The organism is Klebsiella sp. WOUb02 (assembly GCF_050058015.1).
Lineage (GTDB): Bacteria > Pseudomonadota > Gammaproteobacteria > Enterobacterales > Enterobacteriaceae > Klebsiella.
Map to the genome: position 1 here is coordinate 2,658,200 of NZ_CP170110.1, position 18,024 is coordinate 2,676,223.

The following is an 18,024-nucleotide window of genomic DNA, read 5'->3' on the forward strand; positions in this document are numbered from 1 at the left end:
AGTCATTTATGTCAGACTTGCCGTTTATCTATCGATGTCAGTAAGTATCCTCCGGCAGAGCCGGAGGCTTTAGGGTGAGCGCCTCAAAGGCGCCGACAAACCATGAGCCGCCCAGGGCGGCTGCTATACGTTCAGTTTCATTTGATCGTATCGTTCGTCTTCTCTCTCCTGGTTGCGTATGTACGCCCTGACCGTGGCTTCATCCAAACCAACGGTTGAAACGAAATAACCTCGAGCCCAGAAAACTTCACCGGTGAAGTTTTTACCTCTGCCGAAGTGTCGTGCTATCGCTATCGCACTTTTTCCCTTCAGATAGCCGACTACTGTCGATACCGAGTACTTTGGCGGTATGCTGATGCACATGTGGACATGATCGCGCATCAGATGCCCCTCCAGAATCTGACAGCCCTTCTGGCTCGCAAGCTCGTGGAATATTTTTCCCAACTCATGCCGCAGCGCACCATATAACCGCTGCTTCCGGCGTTTAGGGATATAAACCACGTGATATTTACAGTCCCATTTCGTATGGCTTAAGCTCTGATAGTCTCTCATCACGAATCCTCATCTCTTGGCGGAGATTTCAGATTCGCGCGACTGACTTAAAGGTCAAACCTTTCGGAGTCCCCCGGCAAAGCCGGGGGTTTACCGGATTTAATTACAGGAAGTCTACCAGAGATGCTTAAACAGGTAGAAATTTTCACCGACGGTTCATGCCTGGGAAATCCAGGACCCGGCGGCTACGGCGCTATTTTACGCTATCGTGGCAAGGAAAAAATCTTTAGCGAAGGCTATAACCTCACGACCAACAACCGCATGGAGATGATGGCGGCCATCGTTGCGCTGGAAGCGCTGAAGGAGCAGTGCGAAGTCATACTGAGCACCGACAGCCAGTACGTGCGTCAGGGGATCACCCAGTGGATCCACAACTGGAAAAAGCGCGGCTGGAAAACGGCGGATAAAAAGCCGGTCAAAAATGTCGACCTGTGGCAGCGCCTGGATATCGCGCTTGGCCAGCACCGGATCAGGTGGGAGTGGGTTAAAGGTCACGCCGGCCATCCGGAAAACGAACGCTGCGACGAGCTGGCGCGCGCTGCCGCCGCCAACCCTACCCAGGACGATATCGGCTATCAGCCGGAGCGTTAATTATGCCCGTTTCGCGACTGTCGCGTGGCCCCTACCGCCTGGCGCAGCCGCGTCTTCGCTTTTCCCGACCTCAGCGGATTTAGCGTTAACGGGATCGTGCGCTTGCGGGCCACAATCATCTGCAGACAGCCCAGCGCCGGCAGATGGGTACTGAGCATCTTACCGCCGTGTCGGGACCAGGGCAGCACCTGATAGCGGCCGTAGTGCAGAACCTCAAAATTGAGCAGCGCCAGCCAGTCCAGCTGGCGCGTTAGCGTAAACATCCGGCTGCTGTACGGCGTCGTTTTACGCAAGACCGGCATCAGCTTACGCAGCCCCATCAGGCTCACCGGGTTAAAGCCGGTCATAATTATCCAGCCGTCATCAATCAGCACCCTGTCGGCCTCGCGCAGCAGGCGATGAGGATCGCTGCACCAGGGTAAGGTATGCGCCAGCAGGCAGGCGTCAACCGACTTTTCGGCAAACGGCAGATGGAGGGGATCGGCCTTAACCTGAACCGGCGTTCCCTGCAGCGAGACGTTCACCTGATGCGAGATAGCGCAGGATTCGGTATTGATTTCCGCGCTCAAATTGCCAATCTTAAGTAAATGAAAGCCATAGAGCTTGGCCAGCCACGGTTTCATATGCCGCTCCAGCGATTCGCGATAGTATTCGCCCCAGGGCATACTGGCCCAATGCTCTGGCGCTGTAACTATCTGAGATATCCTTGCCGGCTTCATCGCAACCTTCCGCTACGCTTTTAGAGGTAATAAATGAATCTTATCAGCATTCCCGCCTTTCAGGACAACTACATCTGGGTTCTTCGCGCGGATAACGGCCGCTGCCTGATCGTCGACCCAGGCGAAGCGGCGCCCGTATTGACCGCTATCGCGGAACGCGGCTGGCAGCCGGAGGCCATTTTTCTTACGCACCACCACCACGATCACGTTGGCGGGGTAAAACAACTGCGCGAAAAATTCCCCGACATCGTGGTTTACGGACCGGCAGAAACCCAGGATAAGGGAACCACCCACCTCGTTGCCGACGGCGATCGGGTCGTTGTTTTAGGTCACGAATTTTCTATTTTCTCTACGCCAGGTCACACTTTAGGACACGTCTGTTTCTACAGCGAACCTTATCTATTTTGTGGCGATACAATGTTTTCCGGCGGCTGCGGCAGACTCTTTGAAGGAACCGCAGAGCAGATGTATCAATCATTTAAGAAAATAGCCGCGCTCCCCGACGATACGCTGGTATGTTGTGCCCACGAGTATACTTTAGCAAATATGAAGTTTGCCCGGAGTATCCTGCCGCAGGATATGGCTATAAATGATTATTACCATAAAGTTAATGAGTTACGTGCAAAAAAACAAATGACACTCCCGGTAATTCTGAAAAATGAGCGCCGTATAAATTTATTTTTACGCACGGATGACGATGATTTAATTAAAGAAATATCCAAAGAAACAAATTTGCAACACTCTGCACAGCGATTTGCCTGGTTAAGGTCGAAGAAAGATGACTTCTGACATTTAACTCTTGTCATTCGCTAACTTCACCGTTATTCTTGCTCGTCTTTTAAGCAACTATTGACACACACATGAAGGCACGAGCGATTTTACTCGTCTCTGTCCTGCTGGTGGGGTGCCAGTCGTCTAAGCACGATGGCAACGTTCAGCAGCACGCACAGAGCCTTTCTGCAGCTGGTCAAGGGGAAGCAGGTAAGTTCACAAGTCAAGCGCGCTGGTTAGATGATGGAACCTTCTACGCGCAAGACCAGGATCTGTGGACTTCCATAGGCGACGAGCTAAAGATGGGAATTCCGGAAAATACCCGGATTCGCGAACAGAAACAGAAGTACTTACGTAATAAGAGCTATCTCCACGATGTAACTTTACGGGCAGAGCCGTATATGTACTGGATAGCCGGGCAAGTTAAGAAACGTAACATGCCAATGGAACTGGTATTACTACCCATAGTGGAGAGCGCTTTTAACCCGCATGCAACGTCTGGCGCCAATGCCGCAGGCATCTGGCAGATCATTCCGAGCACCGGGCGCAATTATGGTCTGAAGCAGACCCGCAGCTACGACGCGCGTCGTGACGTCGTCGCCTCGACGACGGCGGCGCTGGATATGATGCAGCGTCTGAATAAGATGTTTGACGGCGACTGGCTGTTGACCGTCGCGGCCTATAACAGCGGTGAAGGCCGGGTGCTGAAGGCAATGAAAGCGAATAAATCACGCGGCAAGCCCACTGATTTTTGGTCGCTTTCATTACCACAGGAAACCAGGATTTACGTACCTAAGATGCTGGCTTTGAGCGATATTCTCAAAAACAGCAAGCGCTATGGCGTGAAGCTGCCGACGGCAGACGAAAGCCGTGCGCTGGCGCGAGTTCGCCTCGATAATCCGGTTGATATTAGCCAGCTGGCCGATATGGCAGGAATACCCGTCGGCAAGCTGAAGGCATTCAACGCCGGAGTAAAGGGATCAACCCTGGGTGCGAACGGGCCAAAGTACGTGATGGTGCCACAGAAACATGCGGCTCAGCTGCGTGAGTCTCTGGCCTCTGGCGATATCGCAGCCGTACAGCCAACGCAGCTCGCGGCCAACGCGCCGTTGACCAGCCGCAGCTATAAGGTTCGCTCAGGCGATACGATTTCCGGGATCGCCTCGCGTCTCGGCGTATCGACGAAAGATTTGCAGCAGTGGAATAGCCTGCGCGGATCGGGGCTGAAAGTGGGCCAGGACCTGGTCGTTGGCGCCGGCAGCAGCGCGACGCGTCTTGCGAACAACAGCGATAGCATCACCTATCGCGTGCGCAAAGGCGACTCGCTGTCGAGCATCGCAAAACGTCATGGCGTGAATACTCGTGATGTGATGCGCTGGAACAGCGGCACCAATGTTCTGAAACCGGGCGATCAGCTCACGTTGTTTGTAAAAAATAGCGACAGGCCAGACTCCTGATATAGCCTAAAAAAGGCACCGTCTCCCGGTGCCTTTTTCTTTTATATCGCTTTATGCGCTTCAAACATGATGGTATCGCTGATAAAGGAGCCGTCTTCCTGTAAGGCAAAGTAGGCTTTTACCTCTGCCGATGCGCTATCCTGATAGAGACGAATCGCCGCCACCAGCGCCTCCGGCGTACGCATGCGCGCCACCCATGAGCTGAACTCCAGCGACAGGCGGTCGGTCGATAAATTATTCGTGATCAGCCCGGCATCGTTCGTCAGCGCCAGCCACTCTCCGCTGGAATAGTTGCGAACGTGGGAGGTATCGCGCAGCGCTTCAACCGTTTGCAGCCACACGTCGCGAACCGGATGGCCCGGCGACATGACGTCCATAATAATCAGCACCCCGCCCGGCTTAAGAACGCGTTTGACCTCCCGCAGCGCCTGGCCGACATCATGCCAGTGATGGGCGGAATAGCGGCTAATCACCACGTCGAAGCTATCCGCCGCAAAGGGCAAGGTTTCCGCATAACCCTGCTGGGTCTTTATATTCGCAAACCCCTTATCCTGAGCAGCCTGAGCCACAACGTCCAGCATCTGGCTGGATAAATCATATGCCGTGACCTCTGCCACCTGCCCGGCCGCAGCAAAACTGGCATGCCCGGCGCCGCAGCCCATATCGAGGACCCGCGCGGCAGGGAAATCGGCCAGCCGCTCGGCCAGCCGCTGCAGATCGCGTCCGGAAGCGTGTACGGCGCTGGTCAGGTAGGCGCTGGCCTGTGAGCCAAACTGTTTTTCGACGTTGTCATGGTGAGAGCGTGTTGTCATTGTGTTGTCCTTCGGTTGTTTGAATAATAAAGGCAGCACCTTGCTTGCGCAGGCCCGCCCCATGGCAGGCCTGACGTACCTTAATTAATCAGGCTTGCCGGGACTGAATTCGACTAGTAGCGGGTTGTGATCGGAGGCGCGGGTGACCAGTACGGAGGCATCGTGTACGCTTAACCCCCGGTAGAACACAAAATCGAGCGGACGACCAAAAGCGCGGCGGCGCTGATCGTCAGAAAAACGCACCTCGCGCAGCGACATTTCGCGGGCAAAGCGATAAAGCGCATTCATGCGCGGTCGGCTCCAGGCATTAAAATCACCGGCCATAATAACCGGGCCGCTGTGGTGAGCTATCTGATCGCCAATAGGTAACAGCTGCTTGCTGTAGACATCAACCCCCAGGCTGAAGTTGACCGCATGGATGTTCACCACCATCAGCAAACGCATATCTGGCAGCGGATAGACGGTCACCAACGCCGATTTAGCCAGGCGTAAAATGGGTTCGCGTTCGCGCAGAGGGCAGCAGTAGACCGGATGAGTCGAGGCCAGAGTCATGACGCCAGAGGGGTGCTGAGGCAGAACTAAGGCAGGAACCTGATCGGCGGCCAGATAGTTGGTCGTGGCGAATCTGACCAGCTCGGGCGTCGTTTGCGCTTCCTGTAACAGCACCAGATGGGCGTCTTTACCGAAATTATTCAGCACTGACTTCCACTCGGCCCGCTGCTGTTTAAAAATATTCCACACCAGCACGCGGATCTTCTCATCGCTGCTTAAAGGGACGCCTGCCGGGAATCCATGGCTAATGCCTGCAAACGAGCCTGGAGGCATAATTCTCTCCACAGGCTGTCCGGCGACATAGCGCATAGCATAAGTATTCTTTCGCAATTTAGGCATCAAACCTCGATAACATGAAACCGGCCTGACTGCGGCCGGTTATTCTGTTATAGGGATTTTCGTATGCACTTTCAATGCAATTCGCGAGAAACCTTTATCCTGCGACGGAAAGCGCCTTTGCCGGATGAGATTTATCCAGACGACCGCTCAGCACAACCAGCAGCAGCGCAGCAAACACAATCACCGCGCCAATCCACGGCGTCTCGGCCAGGCCATAGCGCTCTACGGTTTGTCCGCCAATCACAGAGCCCAACGCAATGCCGACGTTAAAAGCGGCGATGTTAAGGCCGGAGGCAACGTCTACGGCGCCGGGCGTATATTGCTCCGCTTTCTGTACAACATAGACCTGCAGACCCGGCACGTTGCCGAAGGCGAAAATCCCCATCACCAGCACCGTTGCCAGCGCGGCATACTGGATGCTGGCGGTAAGCTGGAATACCAGCAGCAGCACGACCAGCGCGGCAAAGATAATCTTCAGCGCGGGCACCGCCCCGCGTCTGTCGGCCAGTTTGCCGCCCCAGACGTTACCGATCGCCACAGAGACACCGTAGCCCAGTAAAATCCAGCTCACCGCTGACGGGCTAAACCCGGCCAGGTCCTGCATCATTGGCGCGAGGAAGGTAAACGCCGTGAAGACGCCGCCGTATCCCAGGGCGGTAATCGCATAGATGATCAGCAGGCGCGGATGGGTTAATACCTTCACCTGATCGCGCAGGCTGGCGCTGGCGCGTCCCGGAATATTGTTCGGCACCAGAATCAGGCTGCTCACCAGCGCAATTACGCCGAGAATGGAAACCGCAAGGAAGGTTTCGCGCCAGCCGAAATGCTGGCCGATAAAGGTACCGATCGGCACCCCGGTGACCAGCGCCACGGTCAGACCGCCAAACATGATGGCAATCGCCGACGCGGCTTTCTCTTTAGGCACCAGGCTGGTTGCAATGGTAGAACCAATCGAGAAGAACACGCCGTGCGCCAGACCGGTAAGCAGGCGGGCGAAAATTAGCGTTTCATAACCCGGCGCCTGCCAGGCGAGCAGGTTGCCGGCAGTGAACAGCACCATCAGCGCCAGCAGCAGCTGTTTGCGCGGCATGCGGCCGGTCAGCGCCGTCAGCACCGGGGCGCCGATCGCCACGCCCAGCGCGTAGATAGAAACCAACAGACCCGCTGAAGGCAGTGAGATGGCCAACTGTTCGGCGATCGTCGGCACCAGGCCGACGATCACAAACTCGGTGGTACCAATCGCAAAGGCACCGATAGTTAAGGCAAGTAGCGCCAGTGGCATAATTTACTCCGTATCATCAGGATTAAGATGACACGTAGTATGCAAGGATGCTTAAATAACAAAAACTATCAAAGTCTCAATAGAATTTTGCTACAGGTGCAATAATGAGAGCGACATCAGAAGAGATTGCCATCTTTGTCGCCGTGGTCGAAAGCGGAAGCTTTAGCCGGGCGGCAGAGCAGCTGGGGCAGGCAAACTCCGCCGTCAGCCGGGCGTTGAAAAAGCTGGAATCAAAGCTTAGCGTCAGCCTGCTTAACCGGACAACTCGCCAGCTAAGCCTGACCGAGGAGGGAGAACGCTACTTTCGCCGTATGCAGGTGGTGCTTCAGGAGATGGCGGCGGCGGAAAATGAGCTTCTGGAAACGCGGACGACGCCAAGGGGCTTGCTGCGGATAGATGCCGCTACGCCGGTGATGCTGCACTTCCTGATGCCGCTAGTAAAGCCTTTTCGCGAACGCTATCCAGAAATGACCCTCGCGCTGGTTTCGTCAGAAACCTTCATCAACCTGATTGAGCGTAAGGTTGACGTTGCGATCCGCGCCGGGACGTTGACGGATTCCAGCCTGCGCGCCAGGCCGCTATTTAACAGCTACCGCAAAATCATCGCCTCACCTGACTACCTCGCTCGCCACGGCACGCCGCAGGATGTCGCCAGCCTTAAAGATCACCAGTGTTTGGGTTTTACTGAGCCTCTTTCATTAAATACCTGGCCTGTCTCCTGCTGCGATGGACAGACTGCTGGAAGTCGAGCTGTGAGCTATCCTCAAATAGTGGGGAAACCATAAAGCAGCTGTGCCTTGCCGGTAACGGTATCGCCTGTTTATCGGATTATATGGTAGATCAGGAAATTGCGAGCGGGGAGTTTGTCGAGCTTCTTGCCGACAAGCGGCTGCCGGTAGAGATGCCGTTTAGCGCCGTTTACTATAGTGACAGAGCGGTCAGCACCCGGATTAGGGCGTTTATTGATTTTCTCAGCGAGCACGTGAAACAGCTCCCGAAGGAGCTGTAGAGGGTTAAATAAGGGCGACAGAGGGTTGTTTATTTTAATCCCACTCAGGGGCAAGACCTTCCGGGCTAACCAGACGATCGTTGCAATCCAGCGCGGCGATCGCTTTACGATCTTCCTCATCCAGATGCAGATCCTGAGATTTCAGGTTGCTCGCCAGGTTTTCACGCTTCGTTGAAGACGGGATCACCGCGTAGCCTTCTCCCAAAGCCCAGGCCAGAATCACCTGTGCAGGGGTTGCGTTATGCTTAGCGGCAATACCCGAAATCACTTCATCTTTCAGCGCTTTACCATAGGCTAACGTCATATATGACGTGATATGGATACCGTGCGCTTTCGCCCAATCCACGACTTTGCGGTTCTGCAGGTACGGAGACAGCTCGATCTGATTGGTAGCGATATTTTCAGCGCCAACGGCAGCGATAGCGCGTTCCATCAGCGGAATAGTGAAGTTTGAGATCCCGATCTGGCGAGTCAGCCCCAGCGCCTTCGCTTCCAGCAGCGCCGGCATGAACTCTTCAACGGCAACGGCATCGCCCGGAGAAGGCCAGTGGATCAGCGTCAGATCGACATAATCAGTACGTAGCTTTTTCAGACTCTCTTTCAGGCTGGCGATGAGCGAGCCCTTGCTCAGGTTTTCGATCCAGATCTTGGTGGTGATAAACAGACTCATCACGCGCCACGCCGCTTTCGGCGATGGCCTGGCCAACGGCCGCTTCATTATCATAGATCTGAGCGGTATCAATCGTACGGTAGCCCAGTTCCAGCGCGGTTTTTACCGATGCGATAACCACATCATCTTTCAGGCGGAAGGTTCCAAGACCAAATGCAGGGATTGCCATAAATTCCTCGTTTTTACTTAGTGTTAACTCATTGGGAACATTATGGCTGATGCGATGGAGGGGAAAAAGATCGATAAATGCAGAGGCTTTTTGCTAAAACAGCAATAATGTAAGCGCCCCATAATGAACGTGGCGTAAGGATTATTTTACGGAGGATAGGTTCCAGGGCAGCAGCTCATGTACCCGGTTTGAAGGCCAGTCGTTGATCTTGCTTATCACCTCGCACAACCAACCTTCCGGCTCCACACCGTTCAGTTTGCAGGTGCCAAGCAGGCTGTAGATGATGGCTGCTGCCTCACCCCCGTTGTCAGAGCCGAAGAACAGGTAGTTCTTTCTGCCAACCGCCACCGCGCGCAGCGCGTTTTCTCCGATGTTATTGTCGATTTCCACCTGACCGTTACGGCAGTACTCATTCAGGGCGTGCCACTGTTTCAGTATGTACGCGAACGCCTTCGCCGTCTCCGCGTGAACCGACAGCGTCGTCATTTGCGCCTCTATCCACTCGTGCAGCGATGTCATCAGCGGAACCGACCGTGCTTTTCTTATCTGCAGCCGTTTCCCGGCCGGGCTGCCGCGTATTTCCGCCTCGATGGCATACAACGCACCTATACGGTTCAGCGCTTCATTCGTCATTTCTGTCGGGCGTCGAACATGCTCATCGTGGATTTTCCTTCTGGCATGCGCCATGCACGCTGCTTCTCTGATGTGCCCGGACTCATACAGCGTGTCGTAAGCACCGTACGCATCTGCCTGAAGCACGCCTCTGTACCCTGAGAGATGTCGCTGAGGATGTTCCCCCTTACGGTCCGCTGAGTACGAGAACCAGACTGCCGGCGGTTCTGGCACCCCGGCGTTACGGTCATCCCGGACGTAGACCCACAGCCGACCGGTTCGCGTTTTACCACTCCCGGGCTCCAGCACCCTGACCGGCGTGTCATCAGTGTGCACCTTGCCAGCCTGCATAACGTACTGGTTGAGCGCCTCATGCAGCGGACGAAGCCGGTTGCCCATCATCGCGACCCAGCGGACCATCGTGTTACGGCTCAGCGCCAGTCCATGACGGGCGTAGATTTCTGTCTGCCGGTACAGCGGCGTATGCTCCACATATTTTCCGACCAGGATGCGGGCCAGCAGGCTGCTGCCCACACGACTGCCTTCTACCGGCTTTGCCGGGAGCGGGGCCTGCACGATAACGTCGCACCGGCTGCACGCCAGCTTCGGTCGGACCGTTTCGATGATTTTAAAGGCGGTTTTGATGATCTCCAGTTGCTCAGAGAGAGTTTCTCCCATCACCTTCAGCTCTCCACCACATGACAGGCAGACGCTGGTCGCTGGCAGTAAGGTCTGTGTTTCCCGAGGCAGGTCGGCTGGCAGCGGTTTTCGGGCGGTGTGGCGGGTGGGTTTTTCTGGCGTCGTTTGCGACACGACAACACTATCTGCTGGTATATCCGGTACCGGCTCGTTGCCATTCAGGCAGGTTTTTGCCGCCTCCAGTCGGCTTTCCAGCTCTGACAACCGTTTCTCTGCCTGGCGGATTTTGTTTTCCAGCTTATTACGGCTCTTTTCCGAACTCTGACCGAACAGCATTCGCCGTAGTTTATCCAGCTGTGCTTTCAGGCGGTTGATTTCCTGCTCATAACCCGCCACCTGGCCTGCATACTGGCGCAACCGGGTCTGCTGGTCGTTCAGCATCGCCCGCTGTTTACGCAGCATGGCTTTTAACTGGTCGATATCGTCAGGGAGTTCATTTTTCATACACCCGACATTACAACAGGTTACACCCGCAGGCCAGGACGTTGTGATGACTGTGGATGTTTCCAGTTGAGGCCTTCCAGCAGCATAGCCAGTTGCGCCGGGGTCAGATGGATCTTCCCGTCGCTGACAGCGGGCCAGACGAAGTGTCCACGCTCAAGACGTTTGATGAACAGGCACAGACCATCCTCATCGGACCACAGTAGCTTTACCATATCACCACGGCGCCCCCGGAAGATGAACAGGTGGCCGCTGAATGGGTCCTCGTTGAGGACATTCTGCACGCGGGAGGCCAGGCCGTTGAAGCCGTTTCTCATGTCGGTAACGCCCGTCACCAGCCAGATGCGGGAACCCGCAGGAAGGGATATCATCAGCCACCTCTCTTCAGTTCGCGAACCAGAGCCGACAGCATGGCCGGGGTGAGGTTGCCGGACAGCTTCAGGCGTGCACGGCCGATACTGACCTCACAGCATTGCCCGGCATCCGGTGGCAGGCTTTGCGCTGATGCTGCCGGGAGCTCGGGCAGCGCGGGTCGTGAGTATTCGGTGGTCACAACAGGAACGATATCGTCACTGATAATGGCCGGTGCTGGGGGTGTATCAGATGGCTCATCAACCAGATGACGATAGCGCTGACGCCAGGTGAACAGCAGGTTGTCATTAATCCCGTTCTGGCGGGCAAGCCGTGCCACGCAGGCACCGGGTTGCAGTGATCGCTGAACCAGGTCGAGTTTGAACGGCATGGAGTAGGTAGCCCGCTGGCGTGGGACTGTCGGTTGGGTCATTTGTGATAGAGTCCATTTAAAAATTAAGTGGACTCTATCATCACCGGATTAAAGGTACGTCGACAGACGTCGTTGCCGGGGCGCTTACGCAATAATAGCTGGCCGGAAAAAGAAAAAGCCCTGAGCAAATGCTCAGGGCTTTTAATAAGTGGCGGAACGGACGGGACTCGAACCCGCGACCCCCTGCGTGACAGGCAGGTATTCTAACCGACTGAACTACCGCTCCACCGAATTTCTCTACAACAACCGGTTTATTGCCCCGGTTTACTGCTAATTTGATGCCTGGCAGTTCCCTACTCTCACATGGGGAGACCCCACACTACCATCGGCGCTACGGCGTTTCACTTCTGAGTTCGGCATGGGGTCAGGTGGGACCACCGCGCTAGTGCCGCCAGGCAAATTCTGTTTGCCAACACGCCATAAGGCCTGTCAGCTAATCTGTATCAAGCTGATTATTCGTCTCACGCCAAAACAGCTTCGGCGTTGTAAGGTTAAGCCTCACGGTTCATTAGTATCGGTTAGCTCAACGTATCGCTACGCTTACACACCCGACCTATCAACGTCGTCGTCTTCAACGTTCCTTCAGGACTCTTAGGGAGTCAGGGAGAACTCATCTCGGGGCAAGTTTCGTGCTTAGATGCTTTCAGCACTTATCTTTTCCGCATTTAGCTACCGGGCAATGCCATTGGCATGACAACCCGAACACCAGTGATGCGTCCACTCCGGTCCTCTCGTACTAGGAGCAGCCCCCCTCAATTCTCCAGCGCCCACGGCAGATAGGGACCGAACTGTCTCACGACGTTCTAAACCCAGCTCGCGTACCACTTTAAACGGCGAACAGCCGTACCCTTGGGACCTACTTCAGCCCCAGGATGTGATGAGCCGACATCGAGGTGCCAAACACCGCCGTCGATATGAACTCTTGGGCGGTATCAGCCTGTTATCCCCGGAGTACCTTTTATCCGTTGAGCGATGGCCCTTCCATTCAGAACCACCGGATCACTATGACCTGCTTTCGCACCTGCTCGCGCCGTCACGCTCGCAGTCAAGCTAGCTTATGCCATTGCACTAACCTCCTGATGTCCGACCAGGATTAGCTAACCTTCGTGCTCCTCCGTTACTCTTTGGGAGGAGACCGCCCCAGTCAAACTACCCACCAGACACTGTCCGCAACCCGGATCACGGGCCCACGTTAGAACACCAGCCATTAAAGGGTGGTATTTCAAGGATGGCTCCACGCAGACTGGCGTCCACGCTTCAAAGCCTCCCACCTATCCTACACATCAAGGACCAGTGTTCAGTGTCAAGCTATAGTAAAGGTTCACGGGGTCTTTCCGTCTTGCCGCGGGTACACTGCATCTTCACAGCGAGTTCAATTTCACTGAGTCTCGGGTGGAGACAGCCTGGCCATCATTACGCCATTCGTGCAGGTCGGAACTTACCCGACAAGGAATTTCGCTACCTTAGGACCGTTATAGTTACGGCCGCCGTTTACCGGGGCTTCGATCAAGAGCTTCTCCCTAAGGATAACCCCATCAATTAACCTTCCGGCACCGGGCAGGCGTCACACCGTATACGTCCACTTTCGTGTTTGCACAGTGCTGTGTTTTTAATAAACAGTTGCAGCCAGCTGGTATCTTCGACTGACTTCAGCTCCACGAGCACGTCGCTTCACTTACCATCAGCGTGCCTTCTCCCGAAGTTACGGCACCATTTTGCCTAGTTCCTTCACCCGAGTTCTCTCAAGCGCCTTGGTATTCTCTACCTGACCACCTGTGTCGGTTTGGGGTACGATTCGTTGTTACCTGATGCTTAGAGGCTTTTCCTGGAAGCAGGGCATTTGTTACTTCAGCACCGTAGTGCCTCGTCATCACACCTCAGCGTTAAAAGGTTCCGGATTTACCTGGAGCCTCCGCCTACATGCTTAAACCGGGACAACCGTCGCCCGGCTAACATAGCCTTCTCCGTCCCCCCTTCGCAGTAACACCGAGTACAGGAATATTAACCTGTTTCCCATCGACTACGCCTTTCGGCCTCGCCTTAGGGGTCGACTCACCCTGCCCCGATTAACGTTGGACAGGAACCCTTGGTCTTCCGGCGAGCGGGCTTTTCACCCGCTTTATCGTTACTTATGTCAGCATTCGCACTTCTGATACCTCCAGCAACCCTCACAGGCCACCTTCAACGGCTTACAGAACGCTCCCCTACCCAACAACGCATAAGCGTCGCTGCCGCAGCTTCGGTGCATGGTTTAGCCCCGTTACATCTTCCGCGCAGGCCGACTCGACCAGTGAGCTATTACGCTTTCTTTAAATGATGGCTGCTTCTAAGCCAACATCCTGGCTGTCTGGGCCTTCCCACATCGTTTCCCACTTAACCATGACTTTGGGACCTTAGCTGGCGGTCTGGGTTGTTTCCCTCTTCACGACGGACGTTAGCACCCGCCGTGTGTCTCCCGTGATAACATTCTTCGGTATTCGTAGTTTGCATCGGGTTGGTAAGTCGGGATGACCCCCTAGCCGAAACAGTGCTCTACCCCCGAAGATGAATTCACGAGGCGCTACCTAAATAGCTTTCGGGGAGAACCAGCTATCTCCCGGTTTGATTGGCCTTTCACCCCCAGCCACAAGTCATCCGCTAATTTTTCAACATTAGTCGGTTCGGTCCTCCAGTTAGTGTTACCCAACCTTCAACCTGCCCATGGCTAGATCACCGGGTTTCGGGTCTATACCCTGCAACTTAACGCCCAGTTAAGACTCGGTTTCCCTGCGGCTCCCCTATTCGGTTAACCTTGCTACAGAATATAAGTCGCTGACCCATTATACAAAAGGTACGCAGTCACACCCCGAAGGATGCTCCCACTGCTTGTACGTACACGGTTTCAGGTTCTTTTTCACTCCCCTCGCCGGGGTTCTTTTCGCCTTTCCCTCACGGTACTGGTTTACTATCGGTCAGTCAGGAGTATTTAGCCTTGGAGGATGGTCCCCCCATATTCAGACAGGATACCACGTGTCCCGCCCTACTCTTCGAGTTCACAGTATGTGTGATTTTGTGTACGGGACTATCACCCTGTACCGCCGGACTTTCCAGACCGTTCCACTACCACACATGCTGATTCAGACTCTGGGCTGCTCCCCGTTCGCTCGCCGCTACTGGGGGAATCTCGGTTGATTTCTTTTCCTCGGGGTACTTAGATGTTTCAGTTCCCCCGGTTCGCTTCGTTAAGCTATGTATTCACTTAACGATAGTGTGTCGAAACACACTGGGTTTCCCCATTCGGAAATCGCCGGTTATAACGGTTCATATCACCTTACCGACGCTTATCGCAGATTAGCACGTCCTTCATCGCCTCTGACTGCCAGGGCATCCACCGTGTACGCTTAGTCGCTTAACCTCACAACCCGAAGCTGTTTCGTAAAACAGTCGCGTTGCGAAAATTTGAGAGACTCGAACACACTTGAAAGTGTGTCGTTTCAATTTTCAGCTTGATCCAGATTTTTAAAGAGCAAAACTTCGCAGTGCACCTTTTCAGGAACACTCGGAAGTTTTCTTGTTTCGGGCAGTAAAAGGATGGTGGAGCTATGCGGGATCGAACCGCAGACCTCCTGCGTGCAAGGCAGGCGCTCTCCCAGCTGAGCTATAACCCCATCGTAATTGCTAATCTCCTGTACCGGTAATTCAGACTGAGACAAGGCGTGGAAGGACGAAGCATACTGAAGTATGCGAGTCGTTTCACAACGCAGTATTCAGGATGAATTTGGTAGGCCTGAGTGGACTTGAACCACCGACCTCACCCTTATCAGGGGTGCGCTCTAACCACCTGAGCTACAAGCCTGCAGAGATTTTTTACTGCTTATTTTTCATCAGACAATCTGTGTGAGCACTACAAAGGCAGGTTCTTTCAGGTAAGGAGGTGATCCAACCGCAGGTTCCCCTACGGTTACCTTGTTACGACTTCACCCCAGTCATGAATCACAAAGTGGTAAGCGCCCTCCCGAAGGTTAAGCTACCTACTTCTTTTGCAACCCACTCCCATGGTGTGACGGGCGGTGTGTACAAGGCCCGGGAACGTATTCACCGTGGCATTCTGATCCACGATTACTAGCGATTCCGACTTCACGGAGTCGAGTTGCAGACTCCGATCCGGACTACGACATACTTTATGAGGTCCGCTTGCTCTCGCGAGGTCGCTTCTCTTTGTATATGCCATTGTAGCACGTGTGTAGCCCTGGTCGTAAGGGCCATGATGACTTGACGTCATCCCCACCTTCCTCCAGTTTATCACTGGCAGTCTCCTTTGAGTTCCCGACCGAATCGCTGGCAACAAAGGATAAGGGTTGCGCTCGTTGCGGGACTTAACCCAACATTTCACAACACGAGCTGACGACAGCCATGCAGCACCTGTCTCACGGTTCCCGAAGGCACTAAAGCATCTCTGCTGAATTCCGTGGATGTCAAGACCAGGTAAGGTTCTTCGCGTTGCATCGAATTAAACCACATGCTCCACCGCTTGTGCGGGCCCCCGTCAATTCATTTGAGTTTTAACCTTGCGGCCGTACTCCCCAGGCGGTCGACTTAACGCGTTAGCTCCGGAAGCCACTCCTCAAGGGAACAACCTCCAAGTCGACATCGTTTACAGCGTGGACTACCAGGGTATCTAATCCTGTTTGCTCCCCACGCTTTCGCACCTGAGCGTCAGTCTTTGTCCAGGGGGCCGCCTTCGCCACCGGTATTCCTCCAGATCTCTACGCATTTCACCGCTACACCTGGAATTCTACCCCCCTCTACAAGACTCAAGCCTGCCAGTTTCAAATGCAGTTCCCAGGTTGAGCCCGGGGATTTCACATCTGACTTAACAGACCGCCTGCGTGCGCTTTACGCCCAGTAATTCCGATTAACGCTTGCACCCTCCGTATTACCGCGGCTGCTGGCACGGAGTTAGCCGGTGCTTCTTCTGCGAGTAACGTCAATTGCTGAGGTTATTAACCTCAACACCTTCCTCCTCGCTGAAAGTACTTTACAACCCGAAGGCCTTCTTCATACACGCGGCATGGCTGCATCAGGCTTGCGCCCATTGTGCAATATTCCCCACTGCTGCCTCCCGTAGGAGTCTGGACCGTGTCTCAGTTCCAGTGTGGCTGGTCATCCTCTCAGACCAGCTAGGGATCGTCGCCTAGGTGAGCCATTACCTCACCTACAAGCTAATCCCATCTGGGCACATCTGATGGCATGAGGCCCGAAGGTCCCCCACTTTGGTCTTGCGACGTTATGCGGTATTAGCTACCGTTTCCAGTAGTTATCCCCCTCCATCAGGCAGTTTCCCAGACATTACTCACCCGTCCGCCACTCGTCACCCGAGAGCAAGCTCTCTGTGCTACCGTTCGACTTGCATGTGTTAGGCCTGCCGCCAGCGTTCAATCTGAGCCATGATCAAACTCTTCAATTTAAGTTTGATGCTCATGAATTAAACTTCGTAATGAATTACGTATGTTCACTCAGAGACTTGGTATTCATTTTTCGTCCGAAGACGTTAAGAATCCATGTCACTTTGAGTGCCCACACAGATTGTCTGATAAATTGTTAAAGAGCAGTGCAACGCGGCTTTCGCTCACCGTTGCGAGGTGGCGTATAATACGCTTTCCTCTTGCAGAGTCAACCCTTTAATTCAGGATTTTTCTCTTCCGACCCGGCTATCTGCTGTGAAGTGATTCACATCCGCCGTGTCGATGGAGGCGCATTATAGGGAGCCCGCCGGGAATGACAAGCGGAAAAATACAATTTTATTTCAACCGCTCATCTTTTATACGCAACGCCTATTTTTGCCGCTTTTTGATGGCTGCCGGCAGGTCTGCGAGGCTATTAAGCACCCAGTCCGCGGCATTTTCCGCATCCGCCGTGACCGGCTTGCCGGTGCGCACCAGCACTTTGGTGCCAATATCCGCCGCCAGCGCAGCCTGCATATCTTCCACTTTGTCGCCGACCATATAAGAAGCGGCCATATCTATATTAAGGTAATCGCGCGCGGAGATGAGCATCCCCGGATGCGGCTTACGGCAATCGCAGGCCTGACGGTACTCTTCAACGGTACCCTGCGGGTGATGCGGACAATAGTAGATACCGTCCAGATCGACGCCGCGGTCGGCCAGCGACCAGTCCATCCATTCGGTCAGCGTTTCAAACTGCGCTTCGCTAAACTTACCGCGAGCGATACCGGACTGGTTGGTGACCACCACCAGCGCGAAGCCCATCTCCTTTAATTGACGCATCGCATCAATTACGCCAGCGATAAACTCAAAATTATCGATTTCGTGGACATAGCCGTGATCGACATTAATCGTGCCATCACGGTCGAGAAAAATTGCGGGTACTGACTGTGCCACCGGTTCACTCCTGATAAAGGCTAGTCTGATTAGTATCGCATGTTTCCTGATGCAAGAAAGTGCTCATTATACAGAGTCAGATTGATTTAGACGTCTGGATGCCTTAACATCCATTTCATTGACAGGCATCGCCTGCACACGGCAGAAGAAAATGCCACGGCAAACGGCTAAACGATAATAAATAA

At 54.3% G+C, this 18,024-nt stretch carries 12 protein-coding genes, 3 tRNA genes, 3 rRNA genes and 2 pseudogenes; 4 read left to right on the top strand and 16 right to left on the bottom strand.

The window, feature by feature from the left end:
* Nucleotides 1-123: 123 nt before the first annotated feature.
* Nucleotides 124-552: an IS200/IS605 family transposase gene (gene tnpA, locus ABOC21_RS19820; protein ID WP_426812394.1), complete on the bottom strand. Its 429-nt coding sequence runs from the start codon at nucleotides 550-552 to the stop codon at nucleotides 124-126.
* A 123-nt stretch (nucleotides 553-675) separates the two neighbouring features.
* On the opposite strand from tnpA, the gene rnhA reads away from it, so the two are divergent.
* On the top strand, nucleotides 676-1,143 hold the full coding sequence (gene rnhA, locus ABOC21_RS19825; protein WP_426812995.1) for a ribonuclease HI: 468 nt from the start codon (nucleotides 676-678) through the stop codon (nucleotides 1,141-1,143).
* Here rnhA and ABOC21_RS19830 read toward each other — a convergent pair.
* Nucleotides 1,140-1,862, bottom strand: a complete 723-nt coding sequence (locus ABOC21_RS19830; RefSeq protein ID WP_426812996.1) for a class I SAM-dependent methyltransferase — start codon at nucleotides 1,860-1,862, stop codon at nucleotides 1,140-1,142. The two genes, rnhA and ABOC21_RS19830, sit on opposite strands and share 4 nt — an antisense overlap.
* 33 nt (nucleotides 1,863-1,895) lie before the next feature.
* Here ABOC21_RS19830 and gloB point away from each other — a divergent pair, with 33 nt between their 5' ends.
* Together gloB and mltD are read left to right on the top strand one after the other, a co-directional pair.
* Complete coding sequence (gene gloB, locus ABOC21_RS19835) at nucleotides 1,896-2,651, top strand: hydroxyacylglutathione hydrolase (RefSeq protein ID WP_426812997.1); 756 nt, start codon at nucleotides 1,896-1,898, stop codon at nucleotides 2,649-2,651.
* 71 nt (nucleotides 2,652-2,722) lie between these two features.
* A complete protein-coding gene (mltD, locus tag ABOC21_RS19840) occupies nucleotides 2,723-4,090 on the top strand; it encodes a murein transglycosylase D (protein ID WP_426812998.1) in 1,368 nt (455 codons plus the stop codon).
* A gap of 41 nt (nucleotides 4,091-4,131) precedes the next feature.
* On the opposite strand, the gene ABOC21_RS19845 is transcribed toward mltD, so the two are convergent.
* The 3 genes from ABOC21_RS19845 to ABOC21_RS19855 form a co-directional block, all read right to left on the bottom strand.
* On the bottom strand, nucleotides 4,132-4,902 hold the full coding sequence (locus tag ABOC21_RS19845; protein WP_426812999.1) for a class I SAM-dependent methyltransferase: 771 nt from the start codon (nucleotides 4,900-4,902) through the stop codon (nucleotides 4,132-4,134).
* 84 nt (nucleotides 4,903-4,986) lie between these two features.
* Nucleotides 4,987-5,784, bottom strand: a complete 798-nt coding sequence (locus tag ABOC21_RS19850; protein WP_426813000.1) for an endonuclease/exonuclease/phosphatase family protein — start codon at nucleotides 5,782-5,784, stop codon at nucleotides 4,987-4,989.
* A 103-nt stretch (nucleotides 5,785-5,887) separates the two neighbouring features.
* Nucleotides 5,888-7,075: an MFS transporter gene (locus ABOC21_RS19855; RefSeq protein ID WP_426813001.1), complete on the bottom strand. Its 1,188-nt coding sequence runs from the start codon at nucleotides 7,073-7,075 to the stop codon at nucleotides 5,888-5,890.
* 104 nt (nucleotides 7,076-7,179) lie between these two features.
* Here ABOC21_RS19855 and yafC point away from each other — a divergent pair.
* Nucleotides 7,180-8,084 (top strand): annotated as a pseudogene (gene yafC, locus ABOC21_RS19860) (DNA-binding transcriptional regulator YafC).
* Nucleotides 8,085-8,118: 34 nt separating this feature from the next.
* Here the strand turns inward: yafC and dkgB are convergent.
* The 11 genes and pseudogenes from dkgB to gmhB form a co-directional block, all read right to left on the bottom strand.
* Nucleotides 8,119-8,923, bottom strand: a pseudogene (gene dkgB, locus ABOC21_RS19865) (2,5-didehydrogluconate reductase DkgB).
* 141 nt (nucleotides 8,924-9,064) lie between these two features.
* A complete protein-coding gene (gene tnpC, locus ABOC21_RS19870) occupies nucleotides 9,065-10,678 on the bottom strand; it encodes an IS66 family transposase (protein WP_426811793.1) in 1,614 nt (537 codons plus the stop codon).
* Nucleotides 10,679-10,698: 20 nt separating this feature from the next.
* Complete coding sequence (tnpB, locus tag ABOC21_RS19875; protein ID WP_426811792.1) at nucleotides 10,699-11,046, bottom strand: IS66 family insertion sequence element accessory protein TnpB; 348 nt, start codon at nucleotides 11,044-11,046, stop codon at nucleotides 10,699-10,701.
* Entirely contained in the window at nucleotides 11,046-11,459 is a 414-nt protein-coding gene (locus tag ABOC21_RS19880) for a transposase (RefSeq protein WP_426811791.1), read from the bottom strand. Before ABOC21_RS19880 ends, tnpB begins: the two co-directional genes overlap by 1 nt.
* 149 nt (nucleotides 11,460-11,608) lie before the next feature.
* A tRNA-Asp gene (locus ABOC21_RS19885) sits at nucleotides 11,609-11,685 on the bottom strand.
* Between the two features lie 54 nt (nucleotides 11,686-11,739).
* Nucleotides 11,740-11,855 (bottom strand): 5S ribosomal RNA (gene rrf / locus ABOC21_RS19890).
* A 91-nt stretch (nucleotides 11,856-11,946) separates the two neighbouring features.
* A 23S ribosomal RNA gene (locus ABOC21_RS19895) occupies nucleotides 11,947-14,853 on the bottom strand.
* A 177-nt stretch (nucleotides 14,854-15,030) separates the two neighbouring features.
* Nucleotides 15,031-15,106 (bottom strand) — tRNA-Ala (locus ABOC21_RS19900).
* 111 nt (nucleotides 15,107-15,217) lie between these two features.
* A tRNA-Ile gene (locus ABOC21_RS19905) sits at nucleotides 15,218-15,294 on the bottom strand.
* A gap of 71 nt (nucleotides 15,295-15,365) precedes the next feature.
* Nucleotides 15,366-16,905, bottom strand: a 16S ribosomal RNA gene (locus tag ABOC21_RS19910).
* Together the 16S, 23S and 5S rRNA genes with 3 tRNA genes alongside form the textbook arrangement of a ribosomal RNA operon.
* A gap of 367 nt (nucleotides 16,906-17,272) precedes the next feature.
* Entirely contained in the window at nucleotides 17,273-17,839 is a 567-nt protein-coding gene (gmhB, locus tag ABOC21_RS19915) for a D-glycero-beta-D-manno-heptose 1,7-bisphosphate 7-phosphatase (protein WP_426813002.1), read from the bottom strand.
* Nucleotides 17,840-18,024 lie beyond the last annotated feature (185 nt).